The sequence below is a fragment of the Phytohabitans kaempferiae genome, assembly GCF_042433955.1.
In the GTDB taxonomy this organism is placed as follows: domain Bacteria; phylum Actinomycetota; class Actinomycetes; order Mycobacteriales; family Micromonosporaceae; genus Phytohabitans; species Phytohabitans kaempferiae.
The window spans coordinates 209,816-229,525 of record NZ_JBHLUH010000013.1; the positions used below are offsets into that span (position 1 = coordinate 209,816).

17 protein-coding genes are annotated in these 19,710 nt (G+C 72.3%); 16 read left to right on the forward strand and 1 reads right to left on the reverse strand.

Annotation, left to right across the window (positions count from 1 at the left end; all coding sequences use genetic code 11):
• Positions 1-2: 2 nt before the first annotated feature.
• Positions 3-872 (forward strand): hypothetical protein, encoded by an 870-nt coding sequence (locus ACFFIA_RS12725; protein ID WP_377250168.1) that lies wholly within the window; start codon positions 3-5, stop codon positions 870-872.
• A 230-nt stretch (positions 873-1,102) separates the two neighbouring features.
• On the opposite strand, the gene bldD is transcribed toward ACFFIA_RS12725, so the two are convergent.
• Entirely contained in the window at positions 1,103-1,591 is a 489-nt protein-coding gene (bldD, locus tag ACFFIA_RS12730; RefSeq protein ID WP_173075226.1) for a transcriptional regulator BldD, read from the reverse strand.
• Between the two features lie 298 nt (positions 1,592-1,889).
• Here bldD and pyrR point away from each other — a divergent pair, with 298 nt between their 5' ends.
• The 15 genes from pyrR (at position 1,890) to def (ending at position 19,708) form a co-directional block, all read left to right on the forward strand.
• Entirely contained in the window at positions 1,890-2,450 is a 561-nt protein-coding gene (gene pyrR, locus ACFFIA_RS12735) for a bifunctional pyr operon transcriptional regulator/uracil phosphoribosyltransferase PyrR (RefSeq protein WP_377250170.1), read from the forward strand.
• Positions 2,451-2,691: 241 nt separating this feature from the next.
• Positions 2,692-3,594 carry an aspartate carbamoyltransferase catalytic subunit gene (locus ACFFIA_RS12740; protein ID WP_377250172.1) on the forward strand — a complete coding sequence of 301 codons (903 nt, stop codon included), beginning with the start codon at positions 2,692-2,694 and terminating at the stop codon, positions 3,592-3,594.
• Complete coding sequence (locus ACFFIA_RS12745) at positions 3,591-4,970, forward strand: dihydroorotase (protein WP_377250175.1); 1,380 nt, start codon at positions 3,591-3,593, stop codon at positions 4,968-4,970. The genes ACFFIA_RS12740 and ACFFIA_RS12745 overlap by 4 nt, the downstream gene beginning before the upstream one ends.
• Before the next feature lie 85 nt (positions 4,971-5,055).
• Positions 5,056-6,165 carry a glutamine-hydrolyzing carbamoyl-phosphate synthase small subunit gene (carA, locus tag ACFFIA_RS12750; protein ID WP_377250177.1) on the forward strand — a complete coding sequence of 370 codons (1,110 nt, stop codon included), beginning with the start codon at positions 5,056-5,058 and terminating at the stop codon, positions 6,163-6,165.
• Positions 6,158-9,550 (forward strand): carbamoyl-phosphate synthase large subunit, encoded by a 3,393-nt coding sequence (gene carB / locus ACFFIA_RS12755; protein ID WP_377250179.1) that lies wholly within the window; start codon positions 6,158-6,160, stop codon positions 9,548-9,550. The genes carA and carB overlap by 8 nt, the downstream gene beginning before the upstream one ends.
• Before the next feature lie 246 nt (positions 9,551-9,796).
• On the forward strand, positions 9,797-10,840 hold the full coding sequence (locus ACFFIA_RS12760) for a quinone-dependent dihydroorotate dehydrogenase (RefSeq protein WP_377250182.1): 1,044 nt from the start codon (positions 9,797-9,799) through the stop codon (positions 10,838-10,840).
• Between the two features lie 109 nt (positions 10,841-10,949).
• Positions 10,950-12,230 carry an adenosylmethionine--8-amino-7-oxononanoate transaminase gene (locus ACFFIA_RS12765; protein ID WP_377250300.1) on the forward strand — a complete coding sequence of 427 codons (1,281 nt, stop codon included), beginning with the start codon at positions 10,950-10,952 and terminating at the stop codon, positions 12,228-12,230.
• Positions 12,231-12,296: 66 nt separating this feature from the next.
• Positions 12,297-13,139, forward strand: coding sequence for an orotidine-5'-phosphate decarboxylase (pyrF, locus tag ACFFIA_RS12770; RefSeq protein ID WP_377250185.1), 843 nt, complete (start codon positions 12,297-12,299; stop codon positions 13,137-13,139).
• A 169-nt stretch (positions 13,140-13,308) separates the two neighbouring features.
• Entirely contained in the window at positions 13,309-13,626 is a 318-nt protein-coding gene (gene mihF, locus ACFFIA_RS12775; protein ID WP_173033615.1) for an integration host factor, actinobacterial type, read from the forward strand.
• Positions 13,627-13,652: 26 nt separating this feature from the next.
• Positions 13,653-14,261: a guanylate kinase gene (gmk, locus tag ACFFIA_RS12780; protein ID WP_446686965.1), complete on the forward strand. Its 609-nt coding sequence runs from the start codon at positions 13,653-13,655 to the stop codon at positions 14,259-14,261.
• Positions 14,262-14,279: 18 nt separating this feature from the next.
• Positions 14,280-14,543, forward strand: coding sequence for a DNA-directed RNA polymerase subunit omega (gene rpoZ, locus ACFFIA_RS12785; protein ID WP_173075204.1), 264 nt, complete (start codon positions 14,280-14,282; stop codon positions 14,541-14,543).
• Between the two features lie 3 nt (positions 14,544-14,546).
• Positions 14,547-15,764 carry a bifunctional phosphopantothenoylcysteine decarboxylase/phosphopantothenate--cysteine ligase CoaBC gene (gene coaBC / locus ACFFIA_RS12790; protein ID WP_377250190.1) on the forward strand — a complete coding sequence of 406 codons (1,218 nt, stop codon included), beginning with the start codon at positions 14,547-14,549 and terminating at the stop codon, positions 15,762-15,764.
• A 145-nt stretch (positions 15,765-15,909) separates the two neighbouring features.
• Entirely contained in the window at positions 15,910-17,103 is a 1,194-nt protein-coding gene (metK, locus tag ACFFIA_RS12795) for a methionine adenosyltransferase (protein WP_377250192.1), read from the forward strand.
• Between the two features lie 61 nt (positions 17,104-17,164).
• Positions 17,165-19,084, forward strand: coding sequence for a primosomal protein N' (locus tag ACFFIA_RS12800; protein WP_377250302.1), 1,920 nt, complete (start codon positions 17,165-17,167; stop codon positions 19,082-19,084).
• Positions 19,085-19,147: 63 nt separating this feature from the next.
• Positions 19,148-19,708: a peptide deformylase gene (gene def, locus ACFFIA_RS12805; protein ID WP_377250194.1), complete on the forward strand. Its 561-nt coding sequence runs from the start codon at positions 19,148-19,150 to the stop codon at positions 19,706-19,708.
• The last annotated feature ends 2 nt before the right edge of the window (positions 19,709-19,710 follow it).

Sequence of the window (19,710 nt, forward strand, 5' to 3'; positions counted from 1 at the left end):
CCGTGACGGTGCCGCTGCCCCCGCCCGTCCCGCTGCCACCGCCGCCCATGCTGCCGCCCGCCGCGGTGCCGCTCCCGCTCTCGCTGCCGCTGACGGCCGCCGGCTTCGACGACCTGATCGAGCGCGTGCGCCGGCTGGTCGAGCGGGTCCGCGAGACCGCCGACCGCCTGGTGAGCGACGCGCTGCGGGCCGCGCGCCTGCTGCCGCCGTTCCTGACCGGCCATCTGATCCAGCTGCTCGACGAGTTCATGGTGCTGGTGCGCGGCCTGCTCGACCTGGTCGGCCGCCTCATCGCCCCGGCTGGCGACCCGGTGCGCGTGTGGGACACCGGTCGCCGCTGGGCCACCGACTTCGCCGCCCCGCTGAGCGACCACATCGGCAAGATCGATCCCGACCACCTCGCCGCCGGCTACGAGTGGGAGGGGCGGGCCGCCGACGCCTATCTGGATGCCGCCGCGCGGCAGCGTTCGGCGCTGACCGGGCTCCAGGCGATCGGCACCGACGTCGACACCGCGCTGGCCCGCCTGGCGATCGGCATCTGCGGCCTGTGGGCGGCGGTGGCGGCGGCCCTCTGCTCGGCGCTGATCCAGCTCATCGGCGCGGCGGTCGCCACCGCCAGCGGCGTGGGCGCGCCCGCTGCCATCGTCCTGGCGACGACGAGCGTGGCCACCGCCTGCGCAGCGGTGGGCGGCGGCGCGGCGGCCCTCGCCGGCCTGGTCGAGTGGGTCAGCGACGCCATCACCACGATCCGCCACCAGCTCGCCGACCACGTGGCCTTCCCCGACGGCGCCTGGCCCGCGCCGGCGGCCACGCGCTTCGACGACGGCTCGATGAGCGACGGCTCCCCGTCCGGCTGGAGCCTGGAGCGCTAGCCTCACTCGCCGTGTTCCCTGCCCGGTCACTCGGCGTATGGCGACCGCGGACAACGGAAAGGCACGTGGTCCGGGAGTGGACCACGTGCCTTGTCTCGGTCGGCGCGGCGCCGGGGAGGGAGGCGCCGCCGACCGGGCCGACCCGAGCCACGAGGCTTCGGCCGCCGTACGCGCCGCTCCGGCCGAAGACCGGTCCGCGCGTGCCGAGCGCCGAAGCCCTGGCAGCCGGGTCAGGACGCGAAGAACGCCCTCGGGTCGGCGACCAGCACGCCCGCCTCGGTCAGGCGCTCGATGAGGCCGGAGGGCGAGATGTCGTACACGATCGCCAGCGCCCGCAGGTCGTCGGCGCGGATGGAGAGTACGCGGCCGTTGTAGTCGCCGCGCTGCTGCTGGATCGCGCGTGCGTACCGGGCGACGTAGGCGAGTTCCTCGGACACCTCGTCGTACAGCCGCTCCAGGTCGAGCACGATCTTGTTGGTGGGCTCGTGTCGAACGCCACTGCCGTCGGGCAGCAGCTCCGAGACGGGCACGCGGTAGAAGTCCGCCAGCTCGGCGAGGCGGGACACGGTGACCGCGCGGTCGCCGCGCTCGTACGAGCCGACCACGACGGCCTTCCAGCGCCCGTTCGACTTCTCCTCCACCCCCTGCAGGGACAGGCCCTGCTGCTGGCGGATGGAGCGCAGGCGGGCGCCCAAGGACTTGGCGTACTCAGAGGGCATTCCGACACTCCCAGTGCTCTGCCCGGGGTTCTCTCCCCAGCTATTCGCTACGGAGCGTGACGGTACGGGGATTGAGACACAGCGTCAAGTGCCTCTGAACGCCCCTCCGTCCGCTTGAGGTAAGCTTGTCCGCTTTTTCGCTGGTTCTGAATCGCAGGTCAGTACTGCCTTCAAGGTCCTTGCAAGGTCCACTGGTAACGTTGCGTGCGGCCACCGGCCGGCCCGCACGCCGCGGGTCGCGCTGGATATCGACACCCTTTAAGACCCGTCCCGTGAGGCGGGGAAGGAGTGACCGCCAGTGGCGTTACCGCAGGCTGCCCTCGCGAAGTCCATCCTCAGTGCCGACGACGTGAAGCGGATCGTCGACCGCATCGCCCACCAGATCCTGGAGAAGACCCAGGGGGCGGCGGACACCGTTCTCTTCGGCATTCCGACGCGGGGCGTGCCGCTGGCCCGCCGGCTCGCCGACCGCATTCACACCTTCGAGGGCATCGACGTACCCGTTGGTGTGTTGGACATCACGCTCTACCGCGACGATCTCCGAAGCCAGGCGACCCGCGCGATCGGGCCCACCGAGGTGCCACCATCCGGTGTGGACGGTCGGCGCGTGGTCCTCGTCGACGACGTGCTCTTCTCCGGCCGCACGGTCCGGGCCGCGCTCGACGCGCTCAGCGACATCGGCCGCCCCCGCTCGGTGCAGCTCGCGGTCCTCGTCGACCGCGGCCACCGCGAGCTGCCGATCCGCGCCGACTACGTCGGTAAGAACATCCCCACGGCGCTCAGCGAGAGCGTCAAGGTCACGCTCGACGAAATCGACGGCGCTGACGAGGTCAAGCTCTACGGGGGTACCGCCCTGTGAGCGCGAGGAGTGAGGGAGCGCTAGCGACCGAGCCCCGCAGTCGCGAACGAAAGGTAGGCGCTGTGAGCGTGAGGAGTGAGCTTCGACGGCCCGGAGCGCGCGACGTTAGGCCCGCCCGCGAGCCCCGCAGTCGCGAACGAAAGGTAGGCGCTGTGAGCGCGAGGAGTGAGCTTCGACGGCCCGGAGCGCGCGACGTTAGGCCCGCCCGCGAGCCCCGCAGTCGCGAACGAAAGGTAGGCACATGAAGCACCTGCTCTCCGCGGCGGACCTGGACGCGGCCACCGCGACGCTGGTCCTCGACACGGCGGCCGAGATGGCCACGCTCGCCGGCCGTGAGGTGAAGAAGCTGCCGACGCTGCGCGGGCGTACGGTCGTCAACCTCTTCTACGAAGACTCGACGCGCACGCGTATCTCGTTCGAGGCGGCCGCCAAGCGACTCTCCGCCGACGTCATCAACTTCTCCGTCAAGGGTTCGAGCGTCTCCAAGGGGGAGAGCCTCAAGGACACCGCGCTCACCCTCCAGGCGATGGGCGCCGACGCGGTGGTGATCCGCCACCCCGCCTCGGGCGCGCCGCACCGGCTCGCGACCTGGGTCGACGGCTCGGTGGTGAACGCCGGCGACGGTACGCACGAGCATCCGACGCAGGCGCTGCTCGACGCGTACACGATGCGCGCCCGCCTCGGCCGCCTCGCGGGTCTGAGCGTCGCGGTCGTGGGCGACGTGCTGCACAGCCGGGTCGCCCGCTCCAACGTGCACCTGCTCGCCACGCTCGGCGCCAAGGTCACGCTGGTCGGCCCGCCCACGCTGATCCCGACCGACCTGCGCACCGAGGTCTCGTACGACCTGGACGCCGTCCTGCCCGACGCCGACGTGGTGATGATGCTGCGGGTCCAGCGGGAGCGGATGGCGGCCTCCTACTTCCCGAGCGCCCGCGAGTACGCCCGCCGCTACGGGCTGGACGGGCCGCGCATGCGCCGGCTGCCCGACCACGCGATCGTCATGCACCCCGGCCCGATGAACCGGGGCATGGAGATCGCGCCCGAGGTGGCCGACTCGGCCCGATCCACCATCGTCGAACAGGTCGCCAACGGGGTCTCCGTGCGGATGGCCGTCCTCTACCTGCTGCTCGGAGGCAAGTCGTGAACGCACCCCGCAGTCAATATCTGATCAAAGGCGTTTCGGTCCTGGGCCGGGGAAAGACCGACCTGCTGATCCGGGACGGCGTGATCGCCGAGGGCAGCGCCAAGGACGCCCACGTCATCGACGCGGACGGCCTGGTCGCGCTCCCCGGTCTGGTCGACCTGCACACACACCTGAGGGAACCGGGGCGCGAGGACGCCGAGACGGTGGAGACCGGCTCGCGGGCGGCGGCCCTCGGCGGGTACACGGCGGTGTGCGCGATGGCCAACACCTCGCCGGTCGCCGACACCGCGGGCGTGGTGGAGCAGGTCTACCGGCTGGGGCGCGAGGCGGGGCTGGTCGACGTACAGCCGATCGGCGCGGTCACCGTCGGGCTGGCCGGCGAGCGGCTGGCCGAGCTGGGCGCGATGGCCACCTCCGCGGCGCAGGTGCGGGTCTTCTCCGACGACGGCCACTGCGTCGCCGACCCCCGGCTGATGCGGCGGGCGCTGGAGTACGTGAAGGCGTTCGACGGCGTGATCGCCCAGCACGCCGAGGAGCCCCGGCTGACCGAGGGCGCGCAGATGCACGAGGGCGAGGTGGCCACGCGGCTGGGGCTCACCGGCTGGCCGGCGGTCGCCGAGGAGGCGATCATCGCGCGGGACGTGCTGCTCGCCGAGCACGTCGGCAGCCGCCTGCACGTCTGCCACGTCTCCACCGCGGGCAGCGTCGACGTGCTGCGCCACGCGAAGGCGCGGGGAGTGAAGGTGACCGCCGAGGTGACCCCGCACCACCTGCTGCTCACCGACGAGCGGGCGACCAGCTACGACCCGGTCTTCAAGGTGAACCCGCCGCTGCGTACCGCCGCCGACGTCGAGGCGCTCCGGAAGGCGCTGCGCGAGGGTGTGATCGACATCGTCGCCACCGACCACGCGCCGCACGCGGTGGAGGACAAGGAGTGCGAGTGGGCGTACGCCCGGCCGGGCATGCTCGGGCTGGAGACGGCGCTCTCGATCGTGCTCGACGTCCTCGGCCTCGGGGCCGGTAACGTCCCGGCCGAGGAGCGCAGCGACGAGGCGGGACGGCGCCGGCATCCGGGGCCGCGCGCGAGCGGAGCGAGCGCCAGCGGGTACAGCGACGACTGGGACCTGATCGCCGAGCGGATGTCCCGCGCGCCGGCCCGCATCGCCGGGCTGGCCGAGCACGGCCACGACCCCGCCCCGGGGGCGCCGGCCACGCTCACGCTCGTCGACCCGGCCGCCCGCCGCGTGGTCGACCCGTCCGACTCGGCCAGCCGCAGCCGCAACACGCCGTACGCGGGCATGACGCTCCCCGGCCGGGTCGTGGCGACGTTCCTGCGCGGCGAGGCGACGGTACTCGACGGAAAGGCTGTGAAGTGATCCGAGCGAGGAACGAGCTTCGACGGCCTGGGCGCCATCGCGGACCCACACCCGCGAGTCCCGCAGTCCGGATCGGAGGTAGGCAATGACCCGCAAGGCCGCGATCCTGGTGCTCGAAGACGGGCGCACGTTCCACGGCGAGGCGTACGGCGCGGAGGGGGAGACCTTCGGCGAGGCGGTCTTCAACACCGGCATGACCGGATACCAGGAGACGCTGACCGACCCGTCGTACCACCGCCAGGTCGTCGTGCAGACCGCCCCGCACATCGGCAACACCGGCGTCAACGGCGAGGACGACGAGTCGGGGCGGATCTGGGTCGCCGGGTACGTGGTGCGCGACCCGGCCCGGGTCGGCTCAAACTGGCGCGCCACCGGCGGGCTGGAGGAGCGGCTCGCCGCCGAGGGCGTGGTGGGCATCAGCGGCATCGACACGCGCGCGCTCACCCGGCACCTGCGCGAGCGGGGCGCGATGCGGGTCGGTGTGTCCAGTGTGGAGACCGACCCGGCCGCGCTGCGCGAGCGCGTGCTCGCCTCGCCCGAGATGGTGGGCGCCGACCTCTCCGCCGAGGTGACCACGCCCGAGGCGTACACCGTGAAGGCCGAGGGCGAGCACCGGTACACGGTGGCCGCGCTGGACCTGGGCATCAAGCGCAACGTGCCGCGGCGGCTGGCCGCCCGCGGCGTCACGACGCACGTGCTGCCGGCGTCGTCCACGGTTGACGACGTGCTCGGGCTCGGCGCGGACGCGGTCTTCTTCTCGCCCGGTCCGGGCGACCCGGCGACCGCCGATCGTCCGGTGGAGTTGGCCCGCGAGGTGATGCGGCGGCGCGTGCCCCTCTTCGGCATCTGCTTCGGCAGCCAGATCCTCGGGCGGGCGCTCGGCTTCGGCACCTACAAGCTGCGGTACGGCCACCGCGGCATCAACCAGCCGGTGCTCGACCGCACCACCGGCAAGGTCGAGGTGACCTCGCACAACCACGGTTTCGCCGTCGACGCACCACGCGAGACCACGGTCGACACCGAGTTCGGGAGGGTCGAGGTCTCCCACGTGTGCCTCAACGACAACGTGGTCGAAGGGCTGCGGGCGCTGGACGTGCCCGCGTTCACCGTCCAGTACCATCCCGAGGCGGCCGCGGGTCCACACGACGCGGACTACCTCTTCGATCGATTCGTGGAGTTGGTGGACCGTGCCTAAGCGGACCGACATCCAGCACGTGCTCGTGATCGGCTCGGGGCCGATCGTGATCGGGCAGGCGTGCGAGTTCGACTACTCCGGTACGCAGGCGTGCCGCGTGCTGCGCGCCGAGGGGCTGCGGGTCAGCCTGGTCAACTCCAACCCGGCGACCATCATGACCGACCCGGAGTTCGCCGACGCCACGTACGTCGAGCCGATCACGCCGGAGTTCGTCGAGCTGGTCATCGCCCGGGAGAAGCCGGACGCGCTGCTGCCCACGCTCGGCGGCCAGACCGCGCTCAACACGGCGGTCGCGCTGCATGAGTCGGGCGTGCTCGACAAGTACGGCGTCGAGCTGATCGGCGCCCGCATCGACGCGATCCGGCGCGGCGAGGACCGCCAGCTCTTCAAGGAGATCGTGGCCAAGGCCGGTGGCGAGACGCCGCGCAGCCGGGTGTGCCGCTCGATGGACGAGGTCCACCAGACCGTCGCCGAGCTCGGCCTGCCGGTGGTCATCCGGCCGTCGTTCACGATGGGCGGGCTCGGCTCGGGCATGGCGCACACGCCTGACGACCTGGAGCGGATCGCCGGCGCCGGCCTCACCGCCTCCCCGGTGCACGAGGTGCTCATCGAGGAGAGCGTGCTCGGCTGGAAGGAGTACGAGCTGGAGCTGATGCGCGACCGCAACGACAACGTGGTCGTCGTCTGCTCGATCGAGAACGTCGACCCGATGGGCGTGCACACCGGCGACAGCGTCACCGTGGCGCCGGCGATGACGCTCACCGACCAGGAGTACCAGAAGCTGCGCGACCTGGGCATCGCGGTGCTGCGCGAGGTCGGCGTGGACACCGGGGGCTGCAACATCCAGTTCGCGGTGCACCCCACGACCGGCCGCCTGGTCGTGATCGAGATGAACCCGCGGGTCTCCCGCTCGTCCGCGCTCGCCTCCAAGGCCACCGGCTTCCCGATCGCGAAGATCGCCGCGAAGCTGGCCATCGGGTACACATTGGACGAGATCCCCAACGACATCACCGCCGAGACGCCGGCCGCGTTCGAGCCGACACTCGACTACGTGGTGGTGAAGATCCCCCGGTTCGCGTTCGAGAAGTTCCCCGGCGCCGACCCCGAGCTGACCACCACGATGAAGTCGGTGGGCGAGGCGATGTCGCTGGGGCGCAACTTCACCGAGGCGCTCAACAAGGCGATGCGCTCGCTGGAGTCCACGGCGGCCGGCTTCTGGACGGCGCCCGACCCTTCCTCTTCTCTGGAAGCCACGCTGGACGCGCTGCGTACCCCGCACGACGGCCGGCTCTACACCGTCGAGCGGGCGCTGCGGCTCGGCGCGACCGTCGACCAGGTGGCCGAGGCGACCGGCGGGATGGACCCCTGGTTCCTGGACCAGATCGCCTCGCTCGTCGAGCTTCGCGCGCAGATCGTCGCGGCGCCCGTACTCGACGAGGCGCTGCTGCGCCGGGCGAAGCGGGCGGGGCTCTCCGACCGGCAGCTCGCCGCGCTGCGCCCGGAGTTCGCGGGGGAGGACGGCATCCGTACGCTCCGCCACCGGCTCGGGCTGCGCCCGGTGTACAAGACGGTGGACACGTGCGCGGCCGAGTTCGCCGCGAAGACGCCGTACCACTACTCCGCGTACGACGAGGAGACCGAGGTCGCCCCCTCCGACCGGCCCAAGGTGCTGATCCTCGGCTCCGGGCCCAACCGGATCGGGCAGGGCATCGAGTTCGACTACTCGTGCGTGCACGCGGTGATGGCACTGCGGGACGCCGGCTACGAGACGGTCATGGTCAACTGCAATCCGGAGACCGTCTCCACCGACTACGACACCGCCGACCGCCTCTACTTCGAGCCGCTCACCTTCGAGGACGTGCTGGAGGTGTGGCACGCCGAGCACTCCTCCGGCACGGCGGCGGGCGGTCCGGGCGTGGTCGGCGTGGTCGTCCAGCTCGGCGGCCAGACCCCGCTCGGGCTCGCGCAGCGGCTCAAGGACGCCGGCGTACCGATCGTCGGCACCACCCCCGAGTCGATCCACCTCGCGGAGGACCGCGGCGCCTTCGGCGCGCTCCTGACCCGGGCCGGGCTCCGGGCGCCCGCGCACGGCACGGCCACCTCGTTCGAGGAGGCCCGCGCGATCGCCACCGAGATCGGGTACCCGGTGTTGGTCCGCCCCTCCTACGTGCTGGGCGGCCGGGGCATGGAGATCGTGTACGACGAGGCGACGCTCCGCGACTACATCGGGCGGGCCACCGAGATCTCGCCGGACCACCCCGTGCTGGTCGACCGCTTCCTCGACGACGCCATCGAGATCGACGTCGACGCGCTCTGCTCCTATGACGCTGCGAGCGGGACGTATGAGGTCTTCATAGGCGGGGTGATGGAGCACATCGAGGAGGCCGGCATCCACTCCGGCGACTCGTCGTGCGCGCTGCCGCCGATCACGCTCGCCGGCTCGCACATCGCGCAGGTGCGCCGGTACACCGAGGAGATCGCCCGGGGCGTGGGCGTGCGCGGGCTGCTCAACGTGCAGTACGCGCTCAAGGACGACGCGCTCTACGTACTCGAGGCCAACCCCCGCGCGTCGCGGACGGTGCCCTTCGTCTCCAAGGCCACGGCGGTGCCGCTGGCCAAGGCGGCGAGCCGCATCATGCTCGGCGCCACCATCGCGGACCTGCGCGCCGAGGGCATGTTGCCGGCCACCGGCGACGGCGGTGCTCCGCCCGACGGCGCGCCGATCGCGGTGAAGGAGGCGGTGCTGCCGTTCAAGCGGTTCCGCACGCCGGCCGGCAAGGGCGTCGACAACCTGCTCGGCCCGGAGATGAAGTCGACCGGCGAGGTGATGGGGATCGACGTGGGCTTCGGGCAGGCGTTCGCGAAGTCGCAGGCCGGCGCGTACGGCTCGCTCCCCACCGCCGGCCGCATCCTGGTCACCGTGGCGAACCGGGACAAGCGGGCGATGGTCTTCCCGGTCAAGCGCCTGGCCGACCTGGGCTTCGAGATCGTGGCGACGGCCGGCACGGGCGAGGTGCTGCGCCGGTACGGCATCGCGGTATCGGTCGTGCCCAAGCACTACGAGTCGGCCGGTTCCGATCCTTCTGAGGCCGGTCGCCGCGTCGCGGGCGCGCGACGCGGCGACCAGCCGGGGCTCACGGACGCCGTCTCGCTCATCGCCGCGGGCGAGGTCGCCCTGGTCATCAACACGCCTCAGGGCTCAGGAGCCAGTGCGAGATCCGACGGGTACGAGATCCGCAGCGCCGCCGTCACCGCCGACATTCCCTGCATCACGACGGTGCCGGGAGTGACCGCCGCGGTGATGGGCATCGAGGCGCTGATCCGGGGCGACATGTCGGTACGCCCGCTCCAGGAGCTGCACTCGGCCCTGCGAGGCGGCTCGTGAGCGAGCGAGTTGGCGCGGCGGCGTCTGGACGGAGTCGCCCCGCCGACGGAGTCGGGGTTTCGGGGCGGCGGAGGAAGACGTCGCCTTTGGCGCCGCACGAGCGAGCGAACCAGGAGACACCGTGAGCGAGCGAGTTGGCGCGGCGGCGTCTGGACGGAGTTGCCCCGCCGACGGAGTCGGGGTTTCGGGGCGGCGGAGGAAGACGTCGCCTTTGGCGCCGCACGAGCGAGCGAACCAGGAGACACAGTGAGTTACGCGCTGGCCCGGTCGGCGCTGTTCCGGATCGGCGGCGGTGACGCGGAGGCGGCGCACGAGTGGACGCTGCGCCGCCTTTCCCGCCTCTCGCCGCTCGCGCTGGCGGGCCTGCGCCGCCGGTACGCGGTCGCCGCCCCGGTGCGCGTCTTCGGCGTCGACTTCCCCAACCCGGTGGGGCTCGCCGCGGGCATGGACAAGAACGGCGTGGCGCTGCCCGCGTGGCCCGCGCTCGGCTTCGGCTTCGTCGAGGCCGGGACGGTCACCGCGTACGGGCAGCCGGGCAACCCCCGCCCCCGGCTCTTCCGCCTCCGACAGAGCGAGGCGATCGTCAACCGGATGGGCTTCAACAACGAGGGCGCGGCGGCACTCGCCTCCCGCCTGGCCGAGCTGGGCCCGCTGCCGGTGCCGCTGGGCATCTCGCTGGGCAAGTCGAAGGCGACCCCGCTGGAGCAGGCGGTGGAGGACTACCGCGCCTCGTACGACCTGCTGCGTGACCACGCCTCGTACATCGCGGTCAACGTCTCCTCGCCCAACACGCCCGGCCTGCGCGCGCTCCAGGACCGGGCCCACCTGGACGCGATCCTGGAGGCGCTGACCGGTGGCCCGCCGGTACTCGTCAAGATCGCCCCCGACCTCACCGAGAGTGCGATCGGCGAGGTGCTCGAGGTCTGCGCCGCCCGGGGCGCGGCCGGCCTGATCGCCACCAACACGACCCTCTCCCGCGCCGGCGTGGCGGAGCCGGAGGCCGCGCTGGCCGAGTCCGAGGCGGGCGGTCTGTCCGGGCGCCCGCTGACCGCGCGGGCCCGCGAGGTGGTCGCATTCGTATACCGGGAGACAGGCGGCGCCCTCCCGATCATCGGCGTGGGCGGCATCGTCGACCCCGACGACGCCACGCGGCTGTTCGACGCCGGCGCCAGCCTGGTCCAGCTCTACACGGGCTTCATCTACCGCGGCCCGGCCCTGGTGCGTGCCATCGCCCGTGCGGCCCGGACCTCCAGCGCCGCACCGGACCACCCCCTCAAGGCCCGCCCGTGACCCCCGGCCGTCGCCCTCATCCCGGCGGCGGCCGTTCCTCGTTCATGTACGCGGGCCGCGCGTACCGGCGGAGCATGAGTGGATGGCGGCCAGTGGGGAGGGCGTCGAGGTGAGGCCGGACGAGATCGTGGCGCTCGATCGAGCGCATGTGTGGCATCCGTACGGGCCGATGCCGGGCACCGCCGAGCCGTACGTCGTGGAGAGCGCCGACGGTGTGCGGCTGCGCCTGGCGGACGGGCGGGAGCTGGTCGACGGGATGTCGTCGTGGTGGGCGGCGATCCACGGGTACCGCCATCCGGTGCTGGACGCGGCCGTGGTCGGGCAGCTCGGGCGGATGAGCCACGTGATGTTCGGCGGGCTGACGCACGAGCCGGCGGTGGCGCTCGCCCGCACGCTCGTCGACATCACGCCGGACGGGCTGGAGCACGTCTTCCTCTGCGACTCGGGCTCGGTGAGCGTCGAGGTGGCGGTGAAGATGGCGTTGCAGTACCAGCGCTCGCGCGGCCGCCCGCACAAGCACCGGCTCGCCACCTGGCGCGGCGGCTATCACGGCGACACGTTCCATCCGATGAGCGTGTGCGACCCGGTCGGCGGCATGCACCAGCTCTGGACCGACGTGCTGCCCCGCCAGGTCTTCGCGCCCGCGCCGCCGGACGGCTTCGACGCGCCGCCCGACGAGGGGTACCTCCAGGTGCTCAAGGCGGAGCTGGAGGCGCACGCCGGCAGCCTCGCGGCGGTGATCGTCGAGCCGGTGGTGCAGGGGGCCGGCGGGATGCGCTTCCACAGCCCGGCGTACGTGCGGGCGCTGCGCGACCTGACCCGGGAGTACGACGTCCTGCTGATCCTGGACGAGATCGCGACCGGCTTCGGGCGTACCGGTGCGTTCTTCGCAGCCGACCACGCCGGCGTGACCCCGGACATCATGTGCGTGGGCAAGGCGCTGACCGGGGGATACCTGAGCCTGGCCGCGGCGCTTTGCACGGCGGAGGTGGCCGCCGGGATCTCCCGGGGCGCGGTGCCGGTGCTGGCGCACGGGCCGACGTTCATGGGCAACCCCCTCGCCTGCGCCGTCGCCAACGCCTCCATCGGCCTCCTGCGCGACGGTGACTGGGCGGGGGAGGTCTCCAGGATCGAGAGCGCGCTCCGAGCCGGCCTCGCGCCTCTGGAGAGGGCTCCGGGCGTGCTGGACGTGCGGGTCCTCGGTGCCATCGGCGTGGTCCAGCTGGACCGGCCGGTGGAGATGGCGGCGGCGACGGCCGCGGCGGTGGCGGCGGGGGTGTGGCTGCGCCCGTTCCGCGACCTGATCTACACGATGCCGCCGTACGTGGCGGACGACCTCGATGTCGCGCGGATCACACGGGCGATCGCCGCCGCCGCGCGCGCGGCCTGACCGATCCGAGCCGCCCGTCGGGGGTGGCCAATCAAGATCAAAAGCACGAGCGGGAGGTACGAGCTGATGGAGACCTTCGGGGCGCGGCTGCACCGGGCGATCGGGGAGCGGGGGCCGCTCTGCGTGGGCGTGGACCCGCACCCCTCGCTGCTGGCCGAGTGGGGCCTTCCGGACGACCCGGACGGGCTCGCGACCTTCTGCGAGAGGGTCGTGGAGGCGGTCGGCGACCAGGTGGCGATCGTCAAGCCGCAGTCCGCGTTCTTCGAGAGGCATGGATCGCGAGGAATCGCCACCCTTGAGTCAACTATCCGACAGTTTAAAGATGGCGGTGTTCTGGTTCTGCTGGACGTGAAGCGCGGAGATATCGGTTCCACCGTCCGCGCGTACGCCGACGCGTACCTGGATCCATCCAGTCCTCTGTATGTCGATGCGATCACCGCGAGTCCGTACCTCGGAGTGGGTTCGCTCGCCCCGATGTTCGAGACGGCGGCGGCGCACGGCGGCGGCGTCTTCGTGCTCGCGCTGACGTCCAACCCGGAAGGGCCGTACGTGCAACACGCGGTCGCAGCGGACGGCCGGACCGTCGCGCAGTCCGTCATCGACGAGATTTCCCAGCTCAACAGGGGTGCGGAGCCGCTGGGGAGCTTCGGATTGGTGGTCGGGGCGACCGTAGGCGTGACAGGTCACGACCTGTCCGGCGTGGGCGGACCCATGCTCGCGCCGGGTCTCGGCGCGCAGGGCGGTACGCCGGATGATCTACGCCAGGTCTTTTCCGGGAACGTTTCGGCAGTGCTCCCGTCGTACTCTCGGGAGGTGCTCAAACGCGGTCCGGACACCGCGGCCCTGCGTGCGGCGGTGGAGCGTGCGCAGGCCGAGTGCCGGGCAGTGCTGGCCCGCGCCGCAGGGTGATGCCACCGTCACGATTGCGTGATCATGGCGCGCCGACGTTGCCGAAAACGTCGCTGCCCGCTAGTTTTCCCGGCGCCGGGAATCACATGCCCCTTTGGTTCCGGGCCACACCATGTTTCACAGATGCGGCGGTGGTTTCGCCGCCGCGATAGGGACCTGAGGAGAACTGGTGCCGCTCCCGTCACTGAGCCCCGAACAGCGCGCTGCTGCGCTGGAGAAGGCTGCGGAGATCCGCAAGGCCCGCGCTGAGCTGAAGGAGCAGCTCAAGCAGGGCAAGACCACCCTCGCCGCCGTGCTCGAACGTGCCGAGTCCGACGACGTCGTAGGCAAACTCAAGGTCTCGGCCGTGCTTCAGGCGCTCCCGGGTATCGGCAAGATTCGAGCGACCCAGATCATGGAGAAGCTCAAGATTGCCGACAGCCGGCGCCTCCGCGGACTCGGCGAGCAGCAGCGTAAGGCGCTGCTTGGGGAGTTCGCTTCAAACTGATCGGCCGCACCGTGTAGAAACAAGCAGTGAGCATGGAAGACGACGCGCGCCCGGCGGCTCGCCTCACCGTCCTGTCCGGCCCCTCCGGAGTCGGGAAGGACAGCGTGATCGAGCTGATCCGGGCGCGCTCGCCGTGGGTGTGGCTGTCCGTGTCGGTCACGACCCGCAAGATGCGTGATTACGAAGTCGACGGAGTGCATTACTTCTTCGCCGACCGGGCCGAGTTCGAGCAGATGATCGCCAGCGGCCAGTTGTTGGAGTGGGCCGAGTTCGCCGGAAACCTGTACGGCACGCCCCGCGGTCCGGTCGAGGAGAAGCTCCGCTCCGGCGAGCCCGTCCTCCTCAAGATCGACCTTCAGGGGGCGCGCCAGGTGCGGGCCGCGATGCCCGAGGCGCAGCTGGTGTTCCTCGCCCCGCCGAGCGTCGAGGAGCTCAAGCGGCGCCTCATCGGCCGGGGGACGGACGACGAGGAGACCATCCGCCGCCGCCTCGCCCACGCCGACGAGGAGCTGGCCGCCGAGCGGGAGTTCGACGTGACCGTGGTCAACGACTACGTCGAGCGTGCCGCTGACGAGCTGGTAAGCTTGCTCGGTTCATCATTTCTCGCCCCGGCACGGCCGGGGTCAAACAGCTAGCGACCAGTAAGGATCCACGTGGGCTCCGTCGCCAATCCTGAAGGCATCACCAACCCGCCGATCGACGAGCTGCTGGAGAAGACCTCGTCGAAGTACGCGCTGGTCATCTTCGCCGCCAAGCGCGCCCGCCAGGTCAACGCCTACTACAGTCAGCTCGGAGAGGGCCTGCTGGAGTACGTCGGACCGCTGGTGGAGACCACGCCCCAGGAAAAGCCGCTCTCCATCGCGATGCGCGAGATCAACGCCGGCCTGCTGACGGCCGAGCCCACCGACAACCCGTAGCCGGTGGCCGCGGTCGTCCTGGGAGTAGGCGGCGGCATCGCCGCCTACAAGGCCTGCGAGCTGCTGCGGCTCCTCACCGAGTCCGGCCACTCGGTCCGCGTCGTCCCGACCGCCTCGGCCCTGCGCTTCGTCGGTGCCCCGACCTGGTCCGCCCTGTCGGGTCAGCCGGTCGCCGACGACGTGTGGTCCCAGGTGCACGAGGTGCCACACGTGCGGATCGGCCAGAGCGCCGACCTCGTGGTCGTCGCGCCCGCCACCGCCGACCTCCTCGCGAAGGCCGCGCACGGGCTCGCTGACGACCTGCTGACCAACACACTGCTCACCGCGCGATGCCCGGTGGTGTACGCGCCGGCGATGCACACCGAGATGTGGGAGCACGCCGCCACCGCCGCCAACGTGGCCACACTCCGCGACCGCGGCGCGATCGTGATCGAGCCGGCCGTGGGGCGGCTCACCGGCGCCGACACCGGCAAGGGGCGGCTGCCCGACCCCGCCGAGATCTTCGCGATCGCCCGGCGCGTGCTGGCCCGCGGCACCGGCCACGACGCCGCCGACCTCGCCGGCCGCCACGTGGTGGTGACCGCCGGGGGCACGCGCGAGCCGCTCGACCCGGTCCGCTTCCTGGGCAACCGTTCCTCCGGCAAGCAGGGATACGCGTTCGCCCGCGCCGCCGCCGCCCGGGGCGCCCGGGTCACGCTCGTCAGCGCCAACGTGGCCCTGCCCGACCCGGCGGGCGTCGACATCGTGCGGGTCGGCACCACCGAGGAGCTGCGGAAGGCGACCGTCGACGCGGCGGCGAGCGCCGACGTGGTGGTGATGGCCGCCGCGCCCGCCGACTTCCGCCCGGCGGCATATTCCGCCTCGAAGATCAAAAAGGCCGACGGCGGTGGGGCGCCGGTGATCGAGCTGGTCACCAACCCCGACATCGCGGCCGAGCTGGGCGAGCGAAAGCGCCCCGGCCAGGTGCTCGTCGCGTTCGCGGCAGAGACGGGCGAGGGCGACGACGCGGTCGACAACGCCCGGGCGAAGCTGGCCCGCAAGCGCGCCGACCTGATCGTGCTCAACCGGGTCGGCGTCGACAAGGTGTTCGGCGCGGATTCGAATACGGCGGTGGTTTTCGGTGCCGACGGCTCAGCGACTGAGCTGGCCGAACGCCCCAAGGACGAGGTGGCAGACGCGGTCCTGGATCTCGTCCTGCCCCACTTAACCGCCCTGTCATAAGGGATAGTCAGGCTGATGGCCGGGACCGTCCTGGCTCGAAGCTCAAGCGGCGATGGCTACACTGCCGCGAAACATGCTGACGCAAAACATGCTGACGCGAAACCTACTGACGTTGAACAACGAAGACACAAACGTGAGGAGCACCGTGGCACGCCGCCTGTTCACCTCCGAGTCGGTCACGGAGGGTCACCCCGACAAGATCGCTGACCAGATCAGCGACGGGATTCTCGACGCGCTGCTCGCCCAGGATCCGCGCAGCCGGGTCGCGGTGGAGACGCTGATCACGACCGGCCAGGTGCATGTGGCCGGTGAGGTCACCACCAAGGCCTACGCGGACATCCCGGCGATCGTGCGGGAGACGATCCTGGGGATCGGGTACGACTCGTCGAAGAAGGGCTTCGACGGCGGGTCCTGTGGCGTGAGCGTCTCGATCGGTTCGCAGTCGCCGGACATCGCGCAGGGCGTCGACAACGCGTTCGAGTTGCGGGCGGAGGGCTCGGAGAGCGCGCTGGACGCGCAGGGCGCCGGCGACCAGGGCATGATGTTCGGCTTCGCCTGCTCGGAGACCCCCGAGCTGATGCCGCTGCCGATCGCGCTGGCCCACCGCCTGGCCCGCCGCCTGTCCGCGGCACGCAAGGACGGCACGATTCCCTACCTGCGTCCGGACGGCAAGACGCAGGTGACGGTGGAGTACGAAGGTTTGCGCCCGGTCCGTCTCGACACGGTTGTCGTCTCCAGCCAGCACGCCGCCGACATCTCCCTGGAGTCGCTGCTGACCCCGGACGTCCGCGAGCACGTGATCTCCCCCGAGCTGGAAGGGCTGGGCCTGGACACCGAGGGCTACCGCCTCCTGGTCAACCCGACCGGTCGTTTCGAGATCGGTGGCCCGATGGGCGACGCGGGTCTGACCGGCCGGAAGATCATTGTGGACACCTACGGTGGCTACGCGCGTCACGGTGGTGGCGCCTTCTCCGGCAAGGACCCGTCCAAGGTGGACCGTTCCGCGGCGTACGCGATGCGCTGGGTCGCCAAGAACGTCGTCGCCGCCGGCCTCGCCGAGCGGGTCGAGACCCAGGTCGCCTACGCGATCGGCAAGGCCCAGCCGGTGAGCCTGTTCGTCGAGACGTTCGGCACCGAAAACGTGCCGGTCGACCGGATCGAGAAGGCCATCAACGAGGTCTTCGACCTGCGGCCCGCCGCGATCATCCGCGACCTCGACCTGCTGCGGCCGATCTACCGGCAGACCGCGGCATACGGCCACTTCGGCCGCGACCTGCCCGAGCTGACCTGGGAGAACACGGACCGCGCCGCCGACCTCAAGAGCGCCGCGGGCGCGTAGGGGACGGCAGAATGGCGCGGTGACCCCGCGTAAGACGAGCGACCGGCAGCCGGCCACACGGTTGCCGGTCGCTCGCGTTTGCGTCGATGTGCCGCTGGCGCACCTCGACCGGCCGTTCGACTATCTCGTGCCGGCCGAGCTCGACGAGGGCGCCCAGCCCGGCACGCGGGTCAAGGTGCGCTTCTCCGGGCAGCTCGTCGACGGCTGGCTGCTGGAGCGCGCCGAGGAGTCCGGGCATGAGGGGCGGTTGGCGTACGTCGAGCGGCTCGTCTCGCCCGAGGTGGTGCTCACGCCCGAGGTGGCGCGGCTGGCCCGGGCGGTCGCCGACCGGTACGCGGGCAACCTCGCCGACGTGCTCCGCCTCGCCGTGCCGCCCCGCCACGCCCGCGCCGAGCAGGCGGCCCCGCCCGAGCCGGCGGCGGAAGGCCCGGACATCACCGTCGACGAGAGCGGCTGGGGCGCGTACGGCGCGGCCGGCTTCCTCACCGCCCTCGGCGAGGCGCGAGCCGCCCGCGCGGTCTGGTCGGCGCTGCCGGGGGAGGACTGGCCGGCCCGGTTCGCCGAGGCGGCCGCCGCCACCGTGCGCGCCGGGCGGGGCGCCGTCGCCGTGGTCGCCGACGCGCGCGACCTCGACCGCCTCGACGCCGCGCTCACCGCCACGCTCGGTGCGGGCCGGCACGTCGCGCTCTCCGCCGCGCTCGGACCGGCCAAGCGCTACCGGGCGTTCCTGGCCGCGAGCCGGGGGCACGTGCCGGTGGTGGTAGGCACGCGGGCGGCCATGTTCGCGCCCGTCGCCGACCTGGGGCTGGTCGCGCTCTGGGACGACGGCGACGACCTGCACGCCGAGCCGCGCGCGCCGTACCCGCACGCCCGCGAGGTGCTGCTCACCCGCGCCCAGCTCGCCGGCGCCGCCGCCCTCCTCGGCGGGTACGCCCGCACCGGCGAGGCGCAGCTGCTGCTGGAGACCGGCTGGGCCAAGGAGATCGTGGCGCCGAGGGAGACCGCGCGGGTCCGTACCCCCTCGGTCAGCCCCATCGGCGACGACCCGCAGCTGGCCCGCGACCCGGCGGCCGCGACGGCGCGGCTGCCGAGTGTGGGGTGGGAGGCGGCCCGCACCGCGCTCAAGGCCGGGGCGCCGGTGCTCGTGCAGGTCCCGCGGCGCGGCTACCTGCCGTCGATGGCGTGCGCCGACTGCCGCACCCCGGCCCGCTGCCCGCACTGCTCCGGCCCGCTCGCGCTCCGCTCCTCGCACGCCGTGCCCGGCTGCCAGTGGTGCGGGCGCGTGGCCGCCGCGTACGCCTGCCCGCGCTGCGGCGGCCGGCGGCTGCGCGCGGCCGTCGTCGGCGCCCGGCGTACCGCCGAGGAGCTGGGGCGGGCGTTTCCCGGCGTGCCGATCCGCACCTCCGGCCGCGACGAGGTGCTGGCCGGCGTGCCGGACGAGGCGGCGGTCGTGGTCGCCACGCCGGGCGCCGAGCCGCTCGCCGCCGGCGGATACGGCGCGGTGCTGCTGCTCGACACCTGGGCGCTGCTCACCCGCGCCGACCTGCGGGCCACCGAGGAGACGCTGCGCCGGTGGATGAACGCCGCCGCGCTGGCGCGCGCCAGCGGCCGGGTCGTGGTCGCCGCCGACGGCTCGCTGCCGACCGTCCAGGCCCTCATCCGTTGGGACCCTTCCTGGTACGCCGCCCGCGAGCTGGCCGAGCGCCGCGAGCTGGGCTTCCCGCCGGCGGCCCGGATGGCGAGCCTCACCGGCGCCCCGGACGCGGTGGCCGACCTGCTCGCCTCGGCCCGCCTGCCGGAGGGCGCCGAGCTGCTCGGCCCGGTGCCGGCGCCGCAGGGCCAGGAGCGGATGCTGGTCCGGGTCCGCCGCGCCCAGCAGGCCGCACTCGCCAGGGCGCTGCACGAGGCGGCGAGCGTCCGTACCGCGCGCAAGGCCGCCCAGCCGGTCCGCGTCCAGGTGGACCCCCTCGACCTGCTGTAGCGTGCGGCCGACTCCGTAGACTTGTACGTCAGCCTTCGCGCCGTCTCCCCGAGGAGCCCTTCTGTGACCGTCCAGCCCATCCGAGTGTTCGGCGACCCCGTGCTCAGGACGCCCGCCGAGCCGGTCGTCGACTTCGACGCGGAGCTGCGGCGGCTCGTGGCCGACCTCACCGAGACCATGCGGGAGGCGAGCGGGGTCGGGCTCGCCGCGCCCCAGCTCGGCGTGGGGCTGCGCGTGTTCACCTTCGACGTCGACGACGTGCTGGGCCACCTGATCAACCCGGAGCTGACCTTCCCCGACGAGGAGGAGCAGGAGGGGCAGGAGGGGTGCCTGTCCATCCCCGGGCTCTACTTCGACACCAAGCGCCGGATGAACGTCGTGGCACAGGGCTTCAACATGTACGGCGACCCGGTGCGGATCGTCGGCACCGAGCTGATGGCGCGGTGCGTGCAGCACGAGACCGACCACCTCGACGGCGTGCTCTTCGTCGACCGTCTCGACCCCGAGGCGCGCAAGGAGGCGATGAAGGCGATCCGGGCCGCGGAGTGGTACGACGCGGCGACCCCGCCCACCGTCAAGGTGAGCCCGCACGCCTCCAGCAGCCCCTTCGGTCTGGGTCGGTGACG

Bases quoted from the DNA above. Each gene is read 5' to 3' on its own strand.
- carA (WP_377250177.1), top strand. From the start codon at position 5,056: ATGACCCGCAAGGCCGCGATCCTGGTGCTCGAAGACGGGCGCACGTTC.
- bldD (WP_173075226.1), bottom strand. From the start codon at position 1,591: ATGCCCTCTGAGTACGCCAAGTCCTTGGGCGCCCGCCTGCGCTCCATC.
- ACFFIA_RS12740 (WP_377250172.1), top strand. From the start codon at position 2,692: ATGAAGCACCTGCTCTCCGCGGCGGACCTGGACGCGGCCACCGCGACG.
- pyrF (WP_377250185.1), top strand. From the start codon at position 12,297: ATGGAGACCTTCGGGGCGCGGCTGCACCGGGCGATCGGGGAGCGGGGG.